This is a genomic window from Marinobacter sp. B-12 (genome assembly GCF_056857915.1).
The window spans coordinates 300,964-320,484 of sequence record NZ_JBSXOB010000062.1; the positions used below are offsets into that span (position 1 = coordinate 300,964).

At 55.2% G+C, this 19,521-nt stretch carries 14 protein-coding genes; all 14 read left to right on the plus strand.

What is annotated here, in order from left to right:
* Nucleotides 1–14: 14 nt before the first annotated feature.
* The 14 genes from pepN (at nt 15) to AC13D2_RS17720 (ending at nt 19,346) form a co-directional block, all read left to right on the plus strand.
* A complete protein-coding gene (gene pepN, locus AC13D2_RS17655) occupies nt 15–2,660 on the plus strand; it encodes an aminopeptidase N (RefSeq protein WP_482938956.1) in 2,646 nt (881 codons plus the stop codon).
* 184 nt (nt 2,661–2,844) lie between these two features.
* Nucleotides 2,845–4,233 (plus strand): DUF1329 domain-containing protein, encoded by a 1,389-nt coding sequence (locus AC13D2_RS17660; RefSeq protein ID WP_300498710.1) that lies wholly within the window; start codon nt 2,845–2,847, stop codon nt 4,231–4,233.
* Between the two features lie 208 nt (nt 4,234–4,441).
* Nucleotides 4,442–5,536, plus strand: a complete 1,095-nt coding sequence (locus AC13D2_RS17665) for a WD40/YVTN/BNR-like repeat-containing protein (RefSeq protein ID WP_300498708.1) — start codon at nt 4,442–4,444, stop codon at nt 5,534–5,536.
* A gap of 46 nt (nt 5,537–5,582) precedes the next feature.
* Nucleotides 5,583–7,967, plus strand: a complete 2,385-nt coding sequence (locus AC13D2_RS17670; RefSeq protein ID WP_292048566.1) for an efflux RND transporter permease subunit — start codon at nt 5,583–5,585, stop codon at nt 7,965–7,967.
* Nucleotides 7,968–8,156: 189 nt separating this feature from the next.
* Nucleotides 8,157–9,140 (plus strand): TAXI family TRAP transporter solute-binding subunit, encoded by a 984-nt coding sequence (locus AC13D2_RS17675; RefSeq protein ID WP_292048565.1) that lies wholly within the window; start codon nt 8,157–8,159, stop codon nt 9,138–9,140.
* Between the two features lie 86 nt (nt 9,141–9,226).
* Nucleotides 9,227–11,824, plus strand: a complete 2,598-nt coding sequence (locus tag AC13D2_RS17680) for a TRAP transporter permease (RefSeq protein ID WP_421910470.1) — start codon at nt 9,227–9,229, stop codon at nt 11,822–11,824.
* 146 nt (nt 11,825–11,970) lie between these two features.
* Entirely contained in the window at nt 11,971–13,896 is a 1,926-nt protein-coding gene (gene thrS, locus AC13D2_RS17685; RefSeq protein WP_482938957.1) for a threonine--tRNA ligase, read from the plus strand.
* The gene (gene infC / locus AC13D2_RS17690; protein ID WP_300498735.1) at nt 13,893–14,435 is read left to right on the plus strand and encodes a translation initiation factor IF-3; all 543 of its coding nucleotides are present in this window, start codon (nt 13,893–13,895) and stop codon (nt 14,433–14,435) included. Before thrS ends, infC begins: the two co-directional genes overlap by 4 nt.
* 93 nt (nt 14,436–14,528) lie before the next feature.
* Entirely contained in the window at nt 14,529–14,720 is a 192-nt protein-coding gene (gene rpmI / locus AC13D2_RS17695; protein ID WP_007151842.1) for a 50S ribosomal protein L35, read from the plus strand.
* A gap of 50 nt (nt 14,721–14,770) precedes the next feature.
* Nucleotides 14,771–15,124 (plus strand): 50S ribosomal protein L20, encoded by a 354-nt coding sequence (rplT, locus tag AC13D2_RS17700; RefSeq protein ID WP_007151841.1) that lies wholly within the window; start codon nt 14,771–14,773, stop codon nt 15,122–15,124.
* A gap of 139 nt (nt 15,125–15,263) precedes the next feature.
* Nucleotides 15,264–16,262, plus strand: a complete 999-nt coding sequence (pheS, locus tag AC13D2_RS17705; RefSeq protein ID WP_292048559.1) for a phenylalanine--tRNA ligase subunit alpha — start codon at nt 15,264–15,266, stop codon at nt 16,260–16,262.
* Between the two features lie 59 nt (nt 16,263–16,321).
* The gene (gene pheT, locus AC13D2_RS17710) at nt 16,322–18,694 is read left to right on the plus strand and encodes a phenylalanine--tRNA ligase subunit beta (RefSeq protein ID WP_292048558.1); all 2,373 of its coding nucleotides are present in this window, start codon (nt 16,322–16,324) and stop codon (nt 18,692–18,694) included.
* 3 nt (nt 18,695–18,697) lie between these two features.
* Nucleotides 18,698–19,000, plus strand: coding sequence for an integration host factor subunit alpha (ihfA, locus tag AC13D2_RS17715; protein ID WP_292048557.1), 303 nt, complete (start codon nt 18,698–18,700; stop codon nt 18,998–19,000).
* The gene (locus AC13D2_RS17720) at nt 18,981–19,346 is read left to right on the plus strand and encodes a MerR family transcriptional regulator (RefSeq protein ID WP_036204624.1); all 366 of its coding nucleotides are present in this window, start codon (nt 18,981–18,983) and stop codon (nt 19,344–19,346) included. Before ihfA ends, AC13D2_RS17720 begins: the two co-directional genes overlap by 20 nt.
* Nucleotides 19,347–19,521 lie beyond the last annotated feature (175 nt).

The following is a 19,521-nucleotide window of genomic DNA, read 5'->3' on the forward strand; positions in this document are numbered from 1 at the left end:
TCTGGAGAAAGTGAATGCGTACCAGCCAGCCACAGACCATTTTCCTCAAGGATTACCGCGTGCCCGCCTTTCTGGTGGACCATGTGGATCTGCGTTTCGAATTGTTTGAAGATGGAGCCAGGGTTCACTGTACCCTGGCCATGCGTCGGAATCCCGACAGCGATTCCTCTGACAAGAGCCTTGAGCTCGACGGCGACAGCCTGACCACACTTGAGTCGGTGAGTCTGGATGGCAACCCGTTGGAGGGCAGTGCCTACGAAGACCGTGACGACAAGCTCACCCTTCATGAAGTGCCCGATCAGTTTAATCTGGGGATCGTGACCTGGATTGAGCCCCAGAACAACACGCGGCTGGAAGGTCTGTACAAATCGTCGGGCATGTTCTGTACCCAGTGTGAAGCCGAAGGCTTTCGCTGTATTACGTACTTCCCTGACCGGCCCGATGTGATGGCCCGTTTCCGCACCCGCGTCGAGGCGGATAAATCCCGCTATCCCATCCTGTTGTCCAACGGCAACGATGTTGAAAAGGGCGATCTGGCCGACGGCCGGCATTTTGTCACTTGGGAAGACCCATTTCCGAAGCCCTGCTACCTGTTTGCCCTGGTGGCCGGTGACCTCGTGGAGAAGCGGGACAGCTTTAACACTATGTCAGGTCGTGACATTGATCTGCGCATGTACGTTGAGCCCCGCAATGCCGAGAAGTGTGACCACGCCATGGACTCCCTGAAACGCGCCATGCGCTGGGACGAGGAGGTGTATGGCCGCGAGTACGATCTGGATATTTTCATGATCGTCGCGGTGGACGACTTCAACATGGGCGCTATGGAGAACAAAGGGCTGAACATCTTCAACTCCTCGTGCGTATTGGCTAGCCAGGAAACCGCGACGGATATGGCGTTCCAGCGCATCGAGTCTATCGTGGCCCACGAGTACTTCCACAACTGGTCCGGTAACCGCGTGACCTGTCGCGACTGGTTCCAGCTCAGCCTGAAAGAAGGCTTCACGGTGTTTCGGGATTCCTGTTTTTCTGCCGATGTGGGGTCGCCCACCGTCAAGCGGATTGAGGATGCGACCATGCTTCGCACCGCTCAGTTCGCCGAGGATGCGGGGCCAATGGCGCACCCGGTTCGCCCGGAATCCTACATGGAGATCACGAACTTCTACACGCTGACCATCTACGAGAAAGGTTCGGAAGTAGTGGGCATGATCCATACACTGCTGGGGCCCGACCTGTTCCGCAAGGGCAGTGACCTTTACTTTGAACGGCATGACGGTCAGGCGGTGACAACAGACGATTTTGTCCGCGCTATGGAGGATGCGAGTGGTCGTGACCTGTCGCAGTTCCGTCTCTGGTACGAGCAGTCTGGCACGCCGGAGCTGACGGTGCGGGATGAGTTTGATGATGCCGCCGGCATCTATCGTTTGACCATCGGCCAGTCTATTCCGGATACACCGGGCCAGACCAATAAGAAGCCACAGCACATTCCGTTTTCCATCGGACTGCTGGGTGCCGATGGTCAGTCGTTGCCACTGAAGCTGACCGCGGACGATGCCGAGGCGCCAATGGATAGGGTCCTGGAGTTGACTGATGCCAGTCATACCTTCGAATTCCACGGCATGTCAGAGCGGCCAGTCCCTTCATTGTTGAGGGGGTTCTCGGCGCCGGTGCGAGTGTTCTACCCGTGGACGCGGGAGCAGCTCACCTTCCTGATGAGCCACGATTCCGACGGTTTCAATCGCTGGGACGCGGGACAGCGACTGGCGGTGGACGTTATTAACTCCCGGGTAGCATCAGCAGGTGAGGATGTGGACGCCGGCCTGATTGAGGCGTATCGCAGCCTGTTGGCGGATTCGTCCCTGGATCAGGCGCTGGTTGCCAAAATGTTGCAACTGCCATCTGAAGCCTATCTGATCGAACTGGCTGATCAGCCCAATGTACCGGCCATCCACAGGGCCCGTGAACGCGTGCTTGAGCATTTGGCGAGAGCGCTAAGGGATGAGCTTCTGGCCTGCTACCATCGCAATACCCTGAGTGGTCATTACGAGGTGACGCCGGAAGCTGTGGCACGTCGCAGCCTGCGGAATACTGCCCTGGCTTGGCTCCTGCACATAGATGACGAAGAGGGCCGGGCGCTGGCAACAAGCCAGTTTAGCGAGTCCGATAACATGACCGATCGCATGGGCGCCCTTCGTGCACTGGTGAACTCCGGTTACCAAAAAGAGCAGGAGCAGGCGCTTGCAGACTTCTACCAACAGTGGAAGGACGACCCGCAGGTGGTTGAGCAATGGTTCGCGGTGCAGTCGGGCAGCAGTCGTACCGGTGGTCTGAGCAAAATCCGTGAACTGATGGAACACCCGGCGTTCGACTGGAAGAACCCCAACAAGATTCGCTCGGTGATCGGGGTGTTTGCGGGCCAGAATCTCCCTGCTTTCCACGCAGAAGATGGCGCGGGTTACCGATTCCTGGCGGAGCAGGTGCGGAAGCTGGACGACAGCAACCCACAGATTGCGGCGCGGCTGGTGTCTCCGCTGACCCGTTGGCGCAAATTTGCGCCGGTTCACAGTGAGCAGATGAAATTGGCGCTAGAGACGATTCGGGACAAATCCGGCCTGTCGCGGGATGTCTACGAGGTGGTGCACAAGAGTCTCGCTGGCAAGTAGCGAAAACGATAAAAGTGTGTATCCGTCTGCCGCAACGCGGGGCCTGTCACAGGCGGATACAAAATCGCACTTTCGGTCGATAGACAATGTTGGCCAATCGGCTACTCTGTCGGGAGCCGATATTCCAGACAACACAATAAGAAAAGCCTTCCACAGGGCTTTCAGACAGGTTTAAGGTTAAAAAATGACATACAAAAACAATGTGATTTTGGGCAGTCTGTTTGCTCTTTCAGTTTTTGCCATGCCAGTCAGTTCCGCCGTTTCCAGCAGTGAAGCTGCTCGTCTGGGGCAGGACCTCACGCCGTTTGGTTCTGTGAAAGCCGGCAACGAGGCGGGCACCATTCCTGCCTGGACGGGTGGGCTCACCGAAGCCCCAACCGGATATGAGGGGAGCGGTCAGCACCACATCAACCCGTTCCCGGACGATGAGGTGTTATTCACCATCAGCGCGTCCAACATGGATCAGTACGACGAATACCTGACCGACGGCCTTCGCGCCATGCTAGACACTTATCCGACCACCTTCCGTATTCCAGTCTACAAGAGCCGGCGCACACACGCGGTGCCAGATTGGGTTGCTGACAATACCAGGGAAAATGCCGTAGAGGCCGAGGTGGTGGGCAAGGGCGAGGGCATCGATGGTGCCTTTGCCGGTTATCCTTTCCCCATCCTGCACGGCAACAACGAGCAAAAAGCCTGGCAGGTTATCTGGAATCACCTGACTCGCTGGCGTGGCGTTTCCGTAACCCGCCGTTCGAGTGAAGTGGCGGTTCAACCAGACGGTGACTACTCCCTCGTAACCTCCCAGCAGGAGGCTTTTTTCAACTACTACAATCCGGAAGGCAGCGAGAAAGAGCTGGACAACGTCATTTTCTACTATCTGTCGTTTACCCAGTCCCCGCCCCGCCTCGCCGGTGGTGCCATCCTGATTCACGAAACTCTGAACCAGATTATCAACCCGCGCAATGGTTGGGGCTACAACGCTGGCCAGCGCCGCGTTCGGCGTGCACCCAACCTGGGCTACGATTCCCCGATTGCAGCCGCAGACAATCTGCGAACAGCCGATGACACCGATATCTTTAACGGTGCCCTGGACCGCTACAATTGGGAATACGAAGGAATGCGGGAAATCTACGTTCCCTACAACAATTACCGCGTTGGTGAGCAGGGCACCCCTTACTCCGAAATCTTGGGCATTTCCCATCTGAATCCGGACCTCACCCGTTGGGAGCTCCATCGGGTACATGTTGTGGAAGCGACCCTGAAGGAAGGTGAGCGCCATATCTATGGCAAGCGTCGCTTCTATGTGGATGCCGATAGCTGGAATACCTTGCTGCTGGACCAGTACGATGGTCGTGGAGAGCTCTGGCGCGTGACCATGGGCCTGGCGAAAAACTATTATGAATTGCCGGGCGTCTGGACGGTGCTGGATGTCTACCATGACCTGCAGGCCCGTCGTTATCACGTCCTGGGTCTGGATACTGAAGAGGGTTCCACCCGGAAGTTTACCAACGACGTGCCCAATCGGCGGTATTTCTCGCCAGCCTCCCTGCGTCGCAGGAGCGTGCGTTAACGTTTTGGCTCGTTGTTAGGACACGGTTTGCGCCAGAGACGGATGGCGACGGATATACCGGTGGTCGGAAGGCCACCGGTATATTCATAGCATTAGCCGGTACGACCGGCGAAATCAGAGTGACACTGTTCAACACAACATATAGGCAATCTGAATGGCTACAAGGTTGATGTGCAAGACTCTGGGAGCGGCCTGTCTTGGACTATCCATGACATTATCCGCCCCCTCGGTGTTTGCGCTTGCAGATATCATCGAAACCCCATCCCGGCCCACTACGCTTGCGCCAGAGCATCTGCTCAATGATGTCGATGCGGCGGGCGAACGAATTGTGGCGGCCGGTGTGCGTGGTCATATTATATATTCCGATGATGGTGGTGAAACCTGGGTGCAGGGCGAGGTTCCGGTATCCGTCACATTGACCGGCGTGGACTTTGGCACTGAACAACATGGCTGGGTCGTTGGGCACAGCGGTGTTGTCCTCCATTCAGACGATGCAGGCGAAAGTTGGGACCTTCAGCTCACCGGCATCCGTGCTGCTGAATTGGCGATTGAAAGTCGCCAGGAGCAGATCGATGAAATGGAACAGAAGCTGGAAGAAGCCCCAGAGGACGAGAAAGACGACCTCGATTGGGCATTGGGCGACCTGTATTTCTCGCTGGAAAATCTGCAGGCCGACCTTGAGGTCGGCCCGGTGAACCCGTTTCTGGATGTCTGGTTTGAAAATGAGAACCACGGTTTCGTTGTCGGTGCCTACGGCATGTTTCTGCGCACAACAGACGGCGGAAAGACCTGGAAAGACTGGGCACCAAAGCTTGATAATCCCAGCAGTTTTCACCTGAACAGTATTGGCAGCATTACTGGCGGTGGCCTGGTGATCGTTGGTGAAGCGGGACAGATTTTCGTGTCCGTAGACGGAGGCGATAGCTGGGAGAGACGTGAGAGCCCTTATGAAGGCTCCCTGTTCGGGGCCATAGGAACCGGTAATGTGAATGAAATACTCGCATTCGGTTTGCGCGGGAATATCTTCTTTTCGTCCGACCTGGGCAGAAGCTGGAAAGTAGTGCCCAGCGAGTCGGATGCAACCCTCAATGATGGCACGGTGTCCGAAGACGGCCGTATCACGTTGGTTGGCAATGGTGGTGCAGTGTTAATGAGCACCAACGGTGGAGAAACTTTCCGTCCCTACTTCCGGGCTGACCGGGAAGGGGTGATGGATGTTGTCCCCGTATCCGGAACCAATCTACTGGTTGTGGGCGAGGGTGGTGTGAAGCACACCGACGCCCGCGGCAAGAATCTTCAATAACGCCCTGATGCGGCACCAACAGATAGAAAATTAGAGGGGCTTTTGAATGTCGAACCCGAAGCATGACAAGGGCGAGCATTACCTGACTACACCGAAGGCAGAACCGTTCCTGGAGCGACTGATCTTCAACAATCGGGCCATTATCCTGATTGCCTTTTTCTTCCTGACGCTGTTTCTCGGCTACAACGCCGTCAAGATTGAGCCGGATGCGAGTTTCGAGCGGATGATTCCGTTGGAGCATCCCTACATTGTCAATATGCTTGAGCATCGGGACGACCTGGAGAACCTGGGTAACTTTGTGCGTATCGCCGTTGAAGTGGAAGAGGGCGATATCTTCACAGCCGAGTATATGGAAACCCTGAAGCAGATCACCGACGAGGTGTTCTATCTTAACGGGGTGGACCGTTCCGGATTGAAATCACTCTGGACCTCCAACGTTCGCTGGGTTGAAGTGACTGAGCAAGGGTTCCAGGGCGGCACCGTAATCCCGGATGGTTACGATGGTTCCCGGGCCAGCCTTGAGCAGTTGCGCCAGAACGTGCTGCGCTCGAACGAAGTGGGGCGTCTGATTTCCGATAACTTCCGTTCCACCATCGTTTACGCGCCGCTTTATGAGAATAACCCTGAGACTGGCGAGCCGCTGGACTATGGAGAGTTCTCGCGTCAGTTGGAAGAAAAGATCCGGGACAAGTACGAAACGCAGAACCCGGACATTGAAATTCACATTGTGGGTTTCGCCAAGAAAGTGGGCGACCTCATTGAGGGTATTGGCTCCATCGCCTGGTTTGCGGGCATCACCATTATCCTGACGACTCTGCTGCTGTTCGGGTACTCCCGTTGTATTACCGGCACACTGGTTCCAGTGTTCACTTCCATTATCGCAGTGTTCCTGCAATTGGGTACATTGAGGCTGCTGGGGTATGGCCTGGACCCGTACTCGGTGTTGGTCCCGTTCCTTGTATTTGCGATCGGTATCAGTCACGGCGTTCAGATTGTGAATGCCATGGCAGTGGAAGCCGCTAAAGGGTTTGATTCCGTTACCGCTGCCCGCCTTGCGTTCCGGGCGCTGTATATCCCGGGCATGCTGGCTCTGATTTCAGACGCCTTCGGCTTCCTGACGCTGTTCTTTATCGAAATTGACGTGATCCGGGATCTGGCCGTTGCGGCCGGTATTGGTGTGGCGTTTGTCATCCTGACCAACCTGGTATTGCACGTATTGATCATGTCGTACCTTGGCATTTCCAAGGGCGGCGTTCGTCATGTGCAAAATCATGGTGAAAAGCAGGATCGCAAATGGCGTATCATGTCTTACTTCGCACACCCAGGTGTGGCACCGATCTCGCTGTTGATAGCGGTTATTGGTCTGGGTCTTGGTCTTTATTACAAGCAGGGCCTGAAAGTCGGTGACCTTGATCAGGGCGCACCGGAGCTGCGGGCTGATTCCCGCTACAACAAGGACAATGCCTACATCATCGACAACTACTCAACGAGTGCCGATGTGTTGGTAGTGATGGTGAAAACCGAGGAAGAACAGTGTACCCAGTACAATGTTCTCCGCGCCATGGACAATCTTCAGTGGGAGCTTCAGAACACTCCCGGCGTGCAGTCCTCGGCGTCTTTGGCCGATGTGTCCAAGATTGTTACCAAGGCACTGAACGAGGGTAACTGGAAGTGGTATGAGATTTCCCGCAACCAGACCATTATCAATGCCTCAATCCGGGAGGCCCCGGCAGGCCTGATCAACACCAATTGTGACCTGACACCAGTGCTTGTTTTCCTTGAGGATCACAAGGCGGAAACGCTGGAAACGGTCACCGAGCGCGTTGAGGAATTCGCCAGCAACAATAACAACGACGAATACACATTCATGTTGGCCGCCGGTAACGCGGGCGTCGAGGCAGCCACGAACGATGTCATCTCAAGCGCGAAGAACATGATGCTGGTCTTCGTCTATGGCGTGGTCGCGTCACTGTGCCTGCTGACATTCCGTTCGATCCGCGCAGTTCTCTGTATCCTGATTCCGCTGGGCCTGACGTCGATCCTGGCCGAGGCGATCATGGCGATGTCAGGCATTGGTATCAAGGTAGCGACGTTGCCGGTTATTGCGCTGGGCGTGGGTATTGGTGTCGACTACGGCATCTATATCTACAGCAAGCTCGAGAAATTCCTTCTGGAGGGCAAGACACTCCAGGAAGCGTATTTCGAGACCCTGAGGTCTACCGGTAAGGCGGTTATCTTTACCGGTGTCACGCTGGGTATTGGTGTGGTTACCTGGATATTCTCGCCAATCAAGTTCCAGGCAGATATGGGGCTGCTGCTGTTCTTCATGTTCATTTGGAACATGGTGGGTTCTATCTGGCTGCTGCCGGCCCTGGCGCGTTTTCTCCTGCGTCCGGATCGAATGGTTGCCAAGGCCCGCGCGAACAAATAAGATTCGCGACTGCTTGAACAAAAAAGCCCGCTCAGCGGGCTTTTTTGTTTTTTTGCTCAAGTGGTTAGCGAGCTAACCCTTGCTTTATTTATATCGCTAAGTGGTCTATGTTTTAAGGCGAAAGCGGAGAGTGTCCGTGTCGTTACGCGGGCCCCAAAAAAGCAATAATGAACAGATAAGGGAAAAGTCATGGCACTGAAACAGAAATTTTCCGCACTTGCAGTTGCGGCAGCGGTCAGCCTCGGAACCGCCTCTACAGCGGTTAATGCGCAGGAGCAGAAATTTGTCACCATCGGTACCGGGGGGGTAACCGGTGTCTACTATCCGGCTGGTGGTGCGATTTGTCGCCTGGTTAACATGGATCGTAAGGAACATGGTATTCGCTGCTCTGTTGAGAGTACCGGCGGTTCAGTCTATAACCTGAACGCGATCCGCCAGGGTGAGCTGGACCTGGCGGTAGCCCAGTCCGACTGGCAGTACCACGCCTATAATGGCACCAGTCAGTTCGAGGACGACGGAAAGAACGAGAAGCTACGTGCTGTATTCTCGTTGCACCCGGAGCCATTTACGGTGGTCGCCAGCAAGGGATCCGGTATCAAGACATTTGAAGATCTTGAAGGCAAGCGGGTCTCCGTCGGAAACCCTGGTTCCGGACAGCGCGCCACAGCGGAAGTGCTGATGGATGAAATGGGCTGGACCATGGACAAGTTCGCGCTTCCGGCCGAACTGAAGGCTGCGGAGCAGTCCCAGGCCCTGTGTGATGGCAATATTGATGCGTTCTTCTACACCGTTGGTCACCCCTCCGGTGCGATCAAGGAAGCGACCACGTCCTGTGACAGTGTGATCGTCAGCGTCAATAACGAGGCCACCAAGAAGCTGGTTGCAGACAACCCTTACTACCGTGAAGCGGTGATCCCGGGTGGTATGTACCGTGGTTCTGATAACGACGTGACCACATTCGGTGTGGCAGCAACGTTCGTATCATCTACCGACGTATCTGAGGACGTGGTTTACGAAGTGGTCAAGGCTGTATTCGAGAACTTTGACAGCTTCAAGCGCCTGCATCCTGCGTTTGCTAACCTGAAGAAAGAAGAAATGGTGTCTGACGCGCTGAGTGCTCCCCTGCACCCGGGCGCGGCAAAATACTATAAAGAAGCCGGCCTGATCGATTGATCCTGTAACCGGTAAAACGACACCGCGGGCATGCCTGTCCGCGGTGTCTTGATCTCCGACCCGCTATATTCTTACAGGACCCAGCTATGACCAATAGCGAACCGAGAGCCGGGGATACAATCGACAGCAAGAAAATTGCAGAGGTTCTCCAAACCGAAACCGGTGGAAGGGCTGCGACCGGCACGGCTGCAAAGATACTATTTGTTGTCCCGCTGCTCTGGTCCCTCTTTCAGCTATGGATAGCATCACCGTTGCCCTACATTGTCGAGTTTGGTGTTTTTAACTCGACGGAAGCAAGGTCCATTCATCTGGCCTTTGCTGCGTTCCTCGCGTTTGCGGCTTACCCCATGATTCGCGGCCGGAATATCGACCACGTTCCGATTTATGACTGGGTTCTTGCCTTGGCTGCCGCTTTTGCAGCCTCTTATCTCTACCTGTTCTACGACCAGCTTGCGACGCGTCCGGGGTCGCCTATTACCCAAGACCTGATCATTGCACTTGGTGGTCTGGTGCTGCTATTGGAAGCTACTCGCCGCGCGTTGGGGCTGCCGCTGACCATTGTTGCTGGTGTGTTCCTCGTCTACGCGCTGGCCGGCCCCTATATGCCGGATGTGATCTCCCACAAAGGGGCCAGTCTGAGCAAGCTGTCTTCCCACATGTGGTTGGGTACGGAAGGTGTGTTTGGCGTCGCCCTCGGGGTTTCGACCAGTTTTGTCTTCCTGTTCGTGTTGTTCGGTGCGCTGCTGGAACGGGCAGGGGCGGGTAATTACTTTATCCAGGTTGCCTACGCCATGCTCGGACACATGCGCGGCGGTCCCGCCAAGGCTGCGGTAGTATCCAGCGGCCTGAGCGGTGTGATTTCAGGTTCGTCCATCGCCAACGTGGTGACAACTGGCACCTTTACCATCCCCCTGATGAAGCGGGTTGGTTTTCCCGCCACCAAGGCGGGTGCTGTTGAGGTGGCTGCGTCCACCAACGGTCAATTGACGCCTCCCATTATGGGGGCGGCGGCTTTCCTGATGGTTGAGTACGTCGGTATTTCCTACCTGGAAGTGATCAAGCATGCCATCCTGCCGGCACTGATCTCTTACGTTGCGCTGATCTACATCGTTCACCTTGAGGCCTGCAAGCTCAAGATGAAGGGAATCGAGCGCCCAAATCGTCCGACACTGGCCCAGCGCATGCTGAACTGGGTTGTGATTCTGATTGGCCTGAGTGCCCTTACGTTCATTGTTTATTACGGCATTGGCTGGTTAAAGGTGGTTCTGGGTGAAGCCGCTGTGTGGGTGCTCGGGCCGCTGCTTCTGTTCATTTATATAGCGCTGGTCTGGTATTCCACCCGTTTTCCGGAACTGGCTCAGGACGACCCTGAGTCCTCAATGGATACGCTGCCGGACGTGGGGCCAACCGTTAAGACCGGCTTGTACTTCCTGTTGCCGGTGGTGGTCCTGGTCTGGTGTCTCACCGTTGAGCGGTTCTCGCCCCAGCTATCAGCATTCTGGGCCACGGTGTTCATGATTTTCATCGTGGTTACTCAACAGCCACTGAAGGCTTTTTTCCGCAAAAAGGGTCATTTCCTTGCGGAAACGAAAACCGGCCTCGTTGACCTCACTCTCTCGCTGGTAACTGGCGCGCGGAACATGGTTGGTATTGGTGTGGCGACAGCCACCGCCGGCATTGTGGTGGGCACGGTGACGCTGACAGGCATCGGCCTGGTGATGACCCAGTTTGTGGAGTTTATCTCCGGCGGCAACCTGCTGCTGATGCTGATTTTCACAGCGATTATCAGCCTGATTCTGGGTATGGGGCTGCCCACGACCGCCAACTATATCGTGGTTTCCACGTTGATGGCTCCGGTTATCGTGACACTGGGCGCTCAGAGCGGCTTGTTGGTGCCTTTGATCGCTGTACACCTGTTTGTGTTTTATTTCGGCATACTGGCGGATGATACGCCGCCCGTGGGGCTGGCCGCCTACGCGGCGGCTGCTATCTCAGGGGCGGATCCTATACGAACGGGTGTGCAGGGCTTCACGTATGATATTCGGACGGCGATCCTGCCCTTCATGTTCATCTTTAACACCCAGTTGTTGTTGATCGGCCTGACAGGTTGGGTGGATTTGCTGGTGACGATTGCAAGTGCGGTCACGGCGATGCTGGTTTTCTCGGCGGCCACTCAGGGTTATTGGTTTACCAAGAGCTACAAGTGGGAGTCGGCTTTGCTGTTGCTGATCACGTTTACCCTGTTTCGTCCAGGCTACTGGTGGGACATGGTCTACCCGGCAACGCAGGATAAACCGGGTACCGAGGTGATCGAGCATATCGAGAATGTGCCCGCAGGTGAGTCCATGGTTGTGCAGGCTTCGGGCATGTCTCTGAGTGGTGATGAGGTTTCCACCTATCTCAGTCTGGAACTGCCGGCTGCTGAATCTCCTGAAGCAAGGCTTGCGAGCGCCGGCCTTGAGCTGTCGCGTCAGGACGACACGATGGTAGTGGATTTCGTTGGCTACGGTAGCCAGGCAGAGAATGCCGGCGTCAGTTTTGGCTGGACCATCGATGCCGTGCAGGTTGAGAACGAGCGCCCGCCGAAGGAACTTATGTTCATTCCCGCGCTTATACTGCTTGGCCTTGTTGCGTTCGGCCAATTGCGGCGACGCACACCCGAAGAAGCCAGCGCTTACGGCTGATTCCTTGCCCCTCGAAAGCCCGGCATTAACCTGCCGGGCTTTTTTCTGTTAAACTCCTGCGCGCAACGGTCCGCGGTTTGTATCGCGGCCAACCGTCAACAAGTGGTCTTTGGTACGGATCACCTCTGAGTCCCTGGGAGCCTACTATGCCTGTTGTTACCCTGCCGGATGGCAGCCACCGCAGTTTTGCCGAATCTGTTACCGTTCACGATGTCGCCGCAGACATTGGTGCCGGGCTTGCCAAGGCCGCCATTGCCGGCCGAGTGAATGGCAAGTTGGTTGATACCAGTTTTCCGATTGAAGAAGACGCTGAGCTTGCCATTGTCACCGAGCGTGATGAAGACGGCGTCGACATTATCCGCCACTCCACGGCGCATCTCCTGGCCATGGCGGTGAAGGAGCTGTTTCCTTCCGCCCAGGTGACCATTGGCCCGGTTGTGGATAACGGGTTCTATTACGATTTCAAATTCGACCGGCCGTTTACCAACGAAGATCTGAGCCGGATCGAAAAGCGCATGGAAGAGTTGGCCAAGCAGGATATCCCGGTGTCCCGATCGGTCATGTCCCGTGACGAAGCCGTCCGTCTGTTTGATGGGATGGGTGAGGAATACAAGGTTCGCATCATTGAGGATATTCCCGGCGAGGAGGATCTATCCTTCTACCGCCAGGGTGACTTTATCGATCTGTGTCGTGGCCCTCACGTGCCCAACACCGGCAAGCTCAAGGCCTTCAAGCTGACCAAGGTCGCCGGTGCCTACTGGCGCGGTGATACCAGCAACGAGCAGTTGCAGAGGGTGTACGGCACCGCCTGGGGCAACAAGAAGGACCTGAAGGCCTATCTGCATCGCCTGGAAGAGGCCGAGAAGCGCGACCACCGCAAGATCGGCAAGAAGCTGAGTCTGTTCCACATGCAGGAAGAGGCTCCGGGCATGGTGTTCTGGCATCCGGACGGCTGGTCCCTGTATCAGGAGATCGAGCAGTACATGCGCCGTAAGCAGCATGAGCATGGTTATCAGGAAATCAAGACACCGCAGGTGGTTTCCAGGGCGCTTTGGGAAAAGTCCGGACATTGGGACAAGTTCAAGGACGACATGTTTACCACGGAGTCCGAGAAGCACGATTACGCCATCAAGCCGATGAACTGTCCTTGCCATGTGCAGGTTTTCAACCAGGGCCTGAAAAGCTACAAGGACCTGCCTCTACGTCTGGCCGAATTCGGTTCCTGTCACCGTAACGAAGCATCGGGTGCCTTGCACGGTTTGATGCGGGTTCGCGGGTTTACCCAGGACGATGCCCACATTTTCTGCGAAGAGGATGCCATTCAGCAGGAAGTGTCTGACTTTATCGGCATGCTCCACGAGATTTATGCGGATTTCGGGTTTACGGAGATTCTTTACAAGCTCTCAACCCGTCCTGAAAAGCGGGTTGGCTCGGACGAAGTCTGGGACAAGGCGGAAGCTGCGCTGGAAGAAGCATTGAACCGGGAAGGCGTCGATTGGGAGCTTTTGCCGGGTGAGGGCGCCTTTTATGGTCCGAAAATCGAGTTTTCGTTGAAAGACTGCATCGGTCGGGTGTGGCAATGTGGTACCATTCAGGTCGATTTTTCCATGCCGGGACGGCTGGGTGCCCAATATGTAGCCGATAATTCCGAGCGTAAGACGCCGGTGATGTTGCACCGGGCGGTTCTTGGCTCGTTCGAGCGCTTTATTGGTATTCTGATCGAGGAATACGAGGGCGCTTTCCCGACATGGCTTGCGCCAACGCAGATCGCGGTGCTGAATATTACCGACAATCAGCGGGATTATTGCCAGAATCTTGCGAAAAAGTGGGATTCCCTTGGCTATAGGGTTAATGCTGACTTGAGAAACGAGAAGATCGGCTTTAAAATCCGCGAGCATACTATTAACAAAGTTCCCTTCCTTGTTGTAATCGGCGACAAAGAAGTTGAAAACAACGCCGTTGCGGTGAGAACCCGCAAGGGTGAGGATCTGGGAACTTTATCGCTGGAAGCGTTTGAGCAGCTGATGGCTGACGAAATCAATCGCAAAGGCAGAACCAAAACGGAGATCTGATTATTAAACAGCGAGCGAATCGGGGGCGCACTCCAAAAGCGCCGATCAATGAGAACATTGACGCAACTGAAGTCCGTCTGATCGATGCCGAAGGCAATCAGGTCGGTGTCGTACCGATTGAAGATGCACTCAAGCAGGCTGAAGAAGTGTCTCTTGACCTGGTTCAGGTTACGGATTCCGATCCGATCGTCTGTAAGATAATGGACTACGGCAAGAAAATCTTCGATGAGAAGAAGGCCAAAGCGGCTGCCAAGAAAAAGCAGAAGCAGACGCAGGTCAAAGAGCTTAAGTTCCGACCAGGAACTGAAGAAGGGGATTATCAGGTCAAACTACGCAACCTGGTACGTTTCCTTGAAAACGGGGACCGCGGCAAAATCACTATCCGCTTCCGTGGGCGTGAGATGGCACACCAGGAAATTGGTATGAAGCTCATGAACAGGATCGAAGTGGATATTGAAGAGCTTGCCCAGGTAGAACAGCGGCCGAAAATGGAAGGCCGCCAGATGACCATGGTTGTGGCCCCCCGTAAAAAGAAGTGAACCTGATCCGGTGCTGATCCCCCGCGGTCGCGGGGGATTTGTCGTTCAGGGGCACATTGATATCACTTAAAAACAGAATGCGGAGTTTTAAAAATGCCCAAGATGAAAACCAAAAGCGGGGCCACCAAGCGGTTCAAGAAGACCGCGACTGGCTTCAAGCATAAGCAATCCTTCACCAGTCACATCCTGACCAAGAAGAGCCCGAAGCGTAAGCGTCAGCTTCGTGGTACCAAGCTGATTGCCAAGTCCGACGTGGCTTCAATCAAGCGTATGACGGCGTGCTGATTCAGCCGCTAATCATTTCTTTTCAGGTTTAAAGGTAGAAGGATTAACGTATGCCTCGCGTAAAACGTGGTGTGGTTGCACGCCGTCGTCATAAAAAGATTCTCAGTCAGGCCAAGGGTTATTACGGAGCGCGTAGTCGCGTCTTCCGCGTAGCCAAACAGGCGGTTATCAAGGCCGGTCAGTACGCTTACCGTGACCGTCGTAACCGTAAGCGCTCGTTCCGCGCACTGTGGATTGCCCGTATCAATGCTGGCGCCCGTGCCAACGGCCTGTCATACAGCCGTCTGATTGCTGGCCTGAAGAAGGCCAATGTTGAGATCGACCGTAAAGTTCTGGCCGACCTGGCCATGAACGAGCAGCAGGCGTTTACCGCTGTTGTTGAGAAGGCCAAAGCGTCTCTGTGATCGCTTAGCTCTTTCATCGGTTAACCGATCGATTCAGGCGTCTCCATGAGTTCATGAAGACGCCTTCTGATAGGGGAAGGGCGCGCTCTTCCCCTATTTTTGTTTAGAGTGATTCCATTTCTGGATTGGAGCAGGGTCAATGGAAAACCTGGATCAACTCGTTCAGGACGGCCTGGCGGCGGTTGAAAGTGCCGACAGTTTGCAGGCACTGGATCAGATTCGTGTTGAATACCTTGGCAAGAAGGGTGTGATCACCCAGCAGGCGAAGACACTGGGCAAGCTGTCTGCGGAGGAGCGCCCTGCCGCTGGCCAGAAGATCAATGAAGCCAAGGGGCAGGTGGAGCAGGCCATCAACGCCCGCCGCACGGACCTTGAGCGCGCCGCCATTGAGCAGAAACTCGCCAGTGAATCCATTGATGTGACGCTTCCCGGGCGAGGCCAGGACCTGGGGGGGCTGCATCCAGTTACCCGCACCCTTCAGCGCATTGAGCAATTTTTCTCCCGCGCGGGCTATACCGTGGAGCAGGGGCCGGAAATCGAAGACGACTATCACAACTTCGAAGCTCTTAACATTCCCGGCCACCATCCGGCCCGTGCCATGCACGACACGTTTTACTTCAATCCCGGCACATTGTTGCGAACCCACACCTCACCGGTTCAGATTCGCACCATGGCAGATGGCAAGCCACCGTTTCGGATGATTTGCCCCGGCCGCGTCTATCGCTGCGATTCGGATATGACCCACACGCCCATGTTTCACCAGGTGGAAGGGCTGTTGGTCGAGAAAGATGTTAGCTTTGCGGACTTGAAGAGCACCGTTGAGGAGTTTCTACGGGTGTTCTTCGAACGCGACCTGGAAGTGCGATTCCGCCCATCCTATTTCCCGTTCACAGAGCCGTCCGCCGAGGTGGATATCGAGTGGGGGCGCGAAGAGGATGGCAGCATCAAATGGCTGGAAGTCATGGGCTGCGGCATGGTTCACCCCAAAGTGTTCGAGCATTGCGGTATCGACGCTGAGGAATACCGTGGCTTTGCGTTTGGTCTGGGTGTCGAGCGTCTTGCCATGCTTCGCTATGGCGTGAATGACCTGCGCATGTTCTTCGAGAACGATCTCCGCTTTCTGCGGCAGTTCCGTTGAACACGCCATCAAGGTAAACGAACTAACAGGCAACACCGCATCAGGACAAGGCAGATACCATGAAATTCAGTGAGCAGTGGCTACGGGAATGGGTCAATCCGGCGAATGGTACCCAGGCATTGATGGATCAGATCACCATGGCGGGTCTGGAAGTTGACGGATTTGAGCCGGTAGCCGGCAAGTTCAGTGGCATTGTTGTGGGTGAGGTTGTGTCGGTATCCCCTCATCCCGATGCGGATAAGCTTCGGGTCTGTCAGGTCCGTAATGGCACGGAAACCGTTCAGGTTGTTTGCGGTGCGCCCAATGTTCGTGACGGTCTGAAAGTACCCTTTGCCGTTGTCGGGGCCGTGTTGCCGGGTGATTTCAAGATCAAGAAGGCCAAGCTGCGTGGGCAGCCCTCGGAAGGAATGCTGTGCTCAGAGTCAGAGCTTGGCCTTTCTGACAGCCATGATGGCCTGATGGAGTTGCCGGACGATGCACCGGTAGGTCAGGAGTTGAGTGAGTTTCTCAAGTTGAACGACGTCACCATCGATGTGGACCTGACACCGAATCGCAGTGATTGCCTGTCGATCAAAGGGATTGCCCGGGAAGTTGGGGTTCTGAACAGCCTTGTGGTTGAGGGCCCGGAAATTCTCCCCGTGGAAGCAGTGCACTCAGAAGTGCCTGACATCGCAGTGAAAGACCCCGAAGGTTGCCCCCGGTACCTGGGGCGAATCCTGCGCAATGTAGACCTGAGTATTGAATCCCCATTGTGGATGCAGGAAAAGCTGCGCCGCTCAGGCGTCCGCTCTATTGACGCAGCCGTGGACGTGACCAACTACGTGATGCTGGAGTTGGGGCAGCCTCTGCATGCGTTTGACCGGAAGGAAATTGAGGGCGGTATCGTTGTGCGCCGGGCAGCGCAGGGTGAAAAATTGGTATTGCTGGATGGTCAGGAAGTGGAACTGACCAAGGATACCCTGGTTATCGCGGATCACGCCAAGCCCATAGCGATTGCCGGTGTGATGGGGGGCGAGCATTCCGGAGTTAGTGAACGAACCCGCGACCTGATCCTTGAGGCAGCGTACTTTGATCCGATCACTCTGGCGGGTAAAGCGCGCCATTATGGCCTTCATACGGACGCGTCACATCGTTTTGAGCGGGGCGTGGACTACGAGCTTGCCCGCGATGCCATGGAGCGTGCAACGGCACTGCTGATGTCTATTGTCGGTGGCGAGCCGGGGAATATTGTTGAAGTTGTCAGTAAGCAGGACCTGCCTGAAGACCGCACGGTGGACCTTCGGGAGACGCGTGTTGCCGACGTGTTGGGGCTGGAGATTGACCGCACGACGGTAGAAGAGATTCTGACTCGTCTGGGGTTGCACATCGACAAGCTGTTGAAGGATGGTTGGCGCGTGCACGTGCCGAGTTTTCGACCGGATATCAGTATTGAAGAGGACCTGATCGAGGAAATTGGACGGATATACGGCTACAACAACCTGCCGGTCACCGAGCCCACAGGCTCACTGGGCCTTCGCCCGCAGGAAGAGGCCGTCCGCCCGGTATCGGCGATCCAGAACTATTTTGTGGCGTGTGGATACCAGGAAGCGATTACCTACAGCTTTGTTGATCCGAAAGTACAAAACCTGATTGATCCGGAGCGGGATGGTATTGCGCTGGCCAACCCGATTTCGTCGGATCTGTCGGTGATGCGTAGCAGTCTGTGGAGCGGACTTCTGAAAACGGTGGCTTATAACCAGAATCGGCAGCAGCCGCGAATCCGGCTATTCGAAACCGGGCTCCGGTTCATCAAGGATGGCGATCGGATTGATCAACAGCCCATGCTCTCGGGTGTGGTCGCCGGCGGTCAGTTGCCTGAAAACTGGGCCAACGGTCGCAGAAATGCCGATTTCTTTGATGTAAAAGGCGAACTGGAGGTTCTGTTCCAGCTCCTTGGCATTGAAGTGCAGTTCCTCGCCAGTCAGCACCCCGCGCTGCACCCGGGCCAGACGGCGGAACTGATCCGGGACGGAGAACATGTAGGCTGGATGGGCACATTGCACCCACAAGTTCAGAAAAAACTGGAACTTAATGGCACGATCCTGATGTTTGAGCTATTCTTGAATTCGGTCGTTTCTGGATATGTGCCTAATTTCAAAGATATTTCAAAATTCCCTGAAGTTCGGCGGGATTTGGCTATCATTATTGGAGGCGACGTGGGGTTTGCAGACGTCGAGCGTGTCGCGAAAAAGCGCGCCGGTGAGCACCTCACAGCTTTGCGTGCGTTTGATGTTTATGAAGGTGAAAGCCTGGGTGAAGGCAACCGAAGCCTTGCTCTCAGTCTGTTCTGGCAGCATCCCGAACGCACACTAAATGAAGAAGAGGTGCATTCGCTCTTCAACGGTGTGATCGACGCACTGCGCGAAGAGCTGGGGGCAACACTGAGGAGTTAGCAGATGGCGGCATTGACGAAAGCGGAGATGGCAGAGCGCTTGTACGAGGAATTGGGTCTCAACAAACGTGAAGCCAAGGAAATGGTAGAAGCTTTTTTCGATGAGATCAGAGGCGCTCTCAGTCATAACGAACAGGTGAAGTTGTCTGGCTATGGCAACTTTGATCTACGTGACAAGAAGCAGCGGCCGGGACGGAACCCGAAAACCGGTGAGGAAATTCCGATCAGTGCACGGCGTGTTGTTACGTTCCGCCCGGGACAAAAACTAAAACAGAAAGTAGAAGCGTATGCTGGAACCCAGTCATAACAACGAATTACCCACGATACCGGGTAAACGTTATTTCACCATCGGTGAAGTTGCAGAGCTTTGCGCTGTAAAAGCGCACGTACTCAGATACTGGGAGCAGGAGTTCCCGCAGCTTTCTCCGGTCAAGCGCCGTGGCAACCGCCGCTACTATCAGCGTGCCGATGTCATTACCATCCGCCAGATTCGCAGTCTGTTGTATGATCAGGGTTACACCATCGGCGGCGCCAAGCAGAAGCTGAGCAGCCACGAGGTAAAGGATGATACCTCCCAATACAAGCAGCTGATCCGGCAGATGATCACGGAACTGGAAGATGTATTGGATGTGCTCAACACGCCGGTCAAGTAATCTGGTGCTCAAACAAAAAACCGAAGGTTAGCCTCAAGCCGTTCACTTAAAGTGGATCTGAACGGCTTGGCCCGGCCCGAAAAGGCGCTATACTACTGGATATCCAGACAGTATGGTGCCTTTTTTCATGAGAAAGAAATCTTGCCAGAAGGATTGGCCGCGAGTTCCTGAGAGG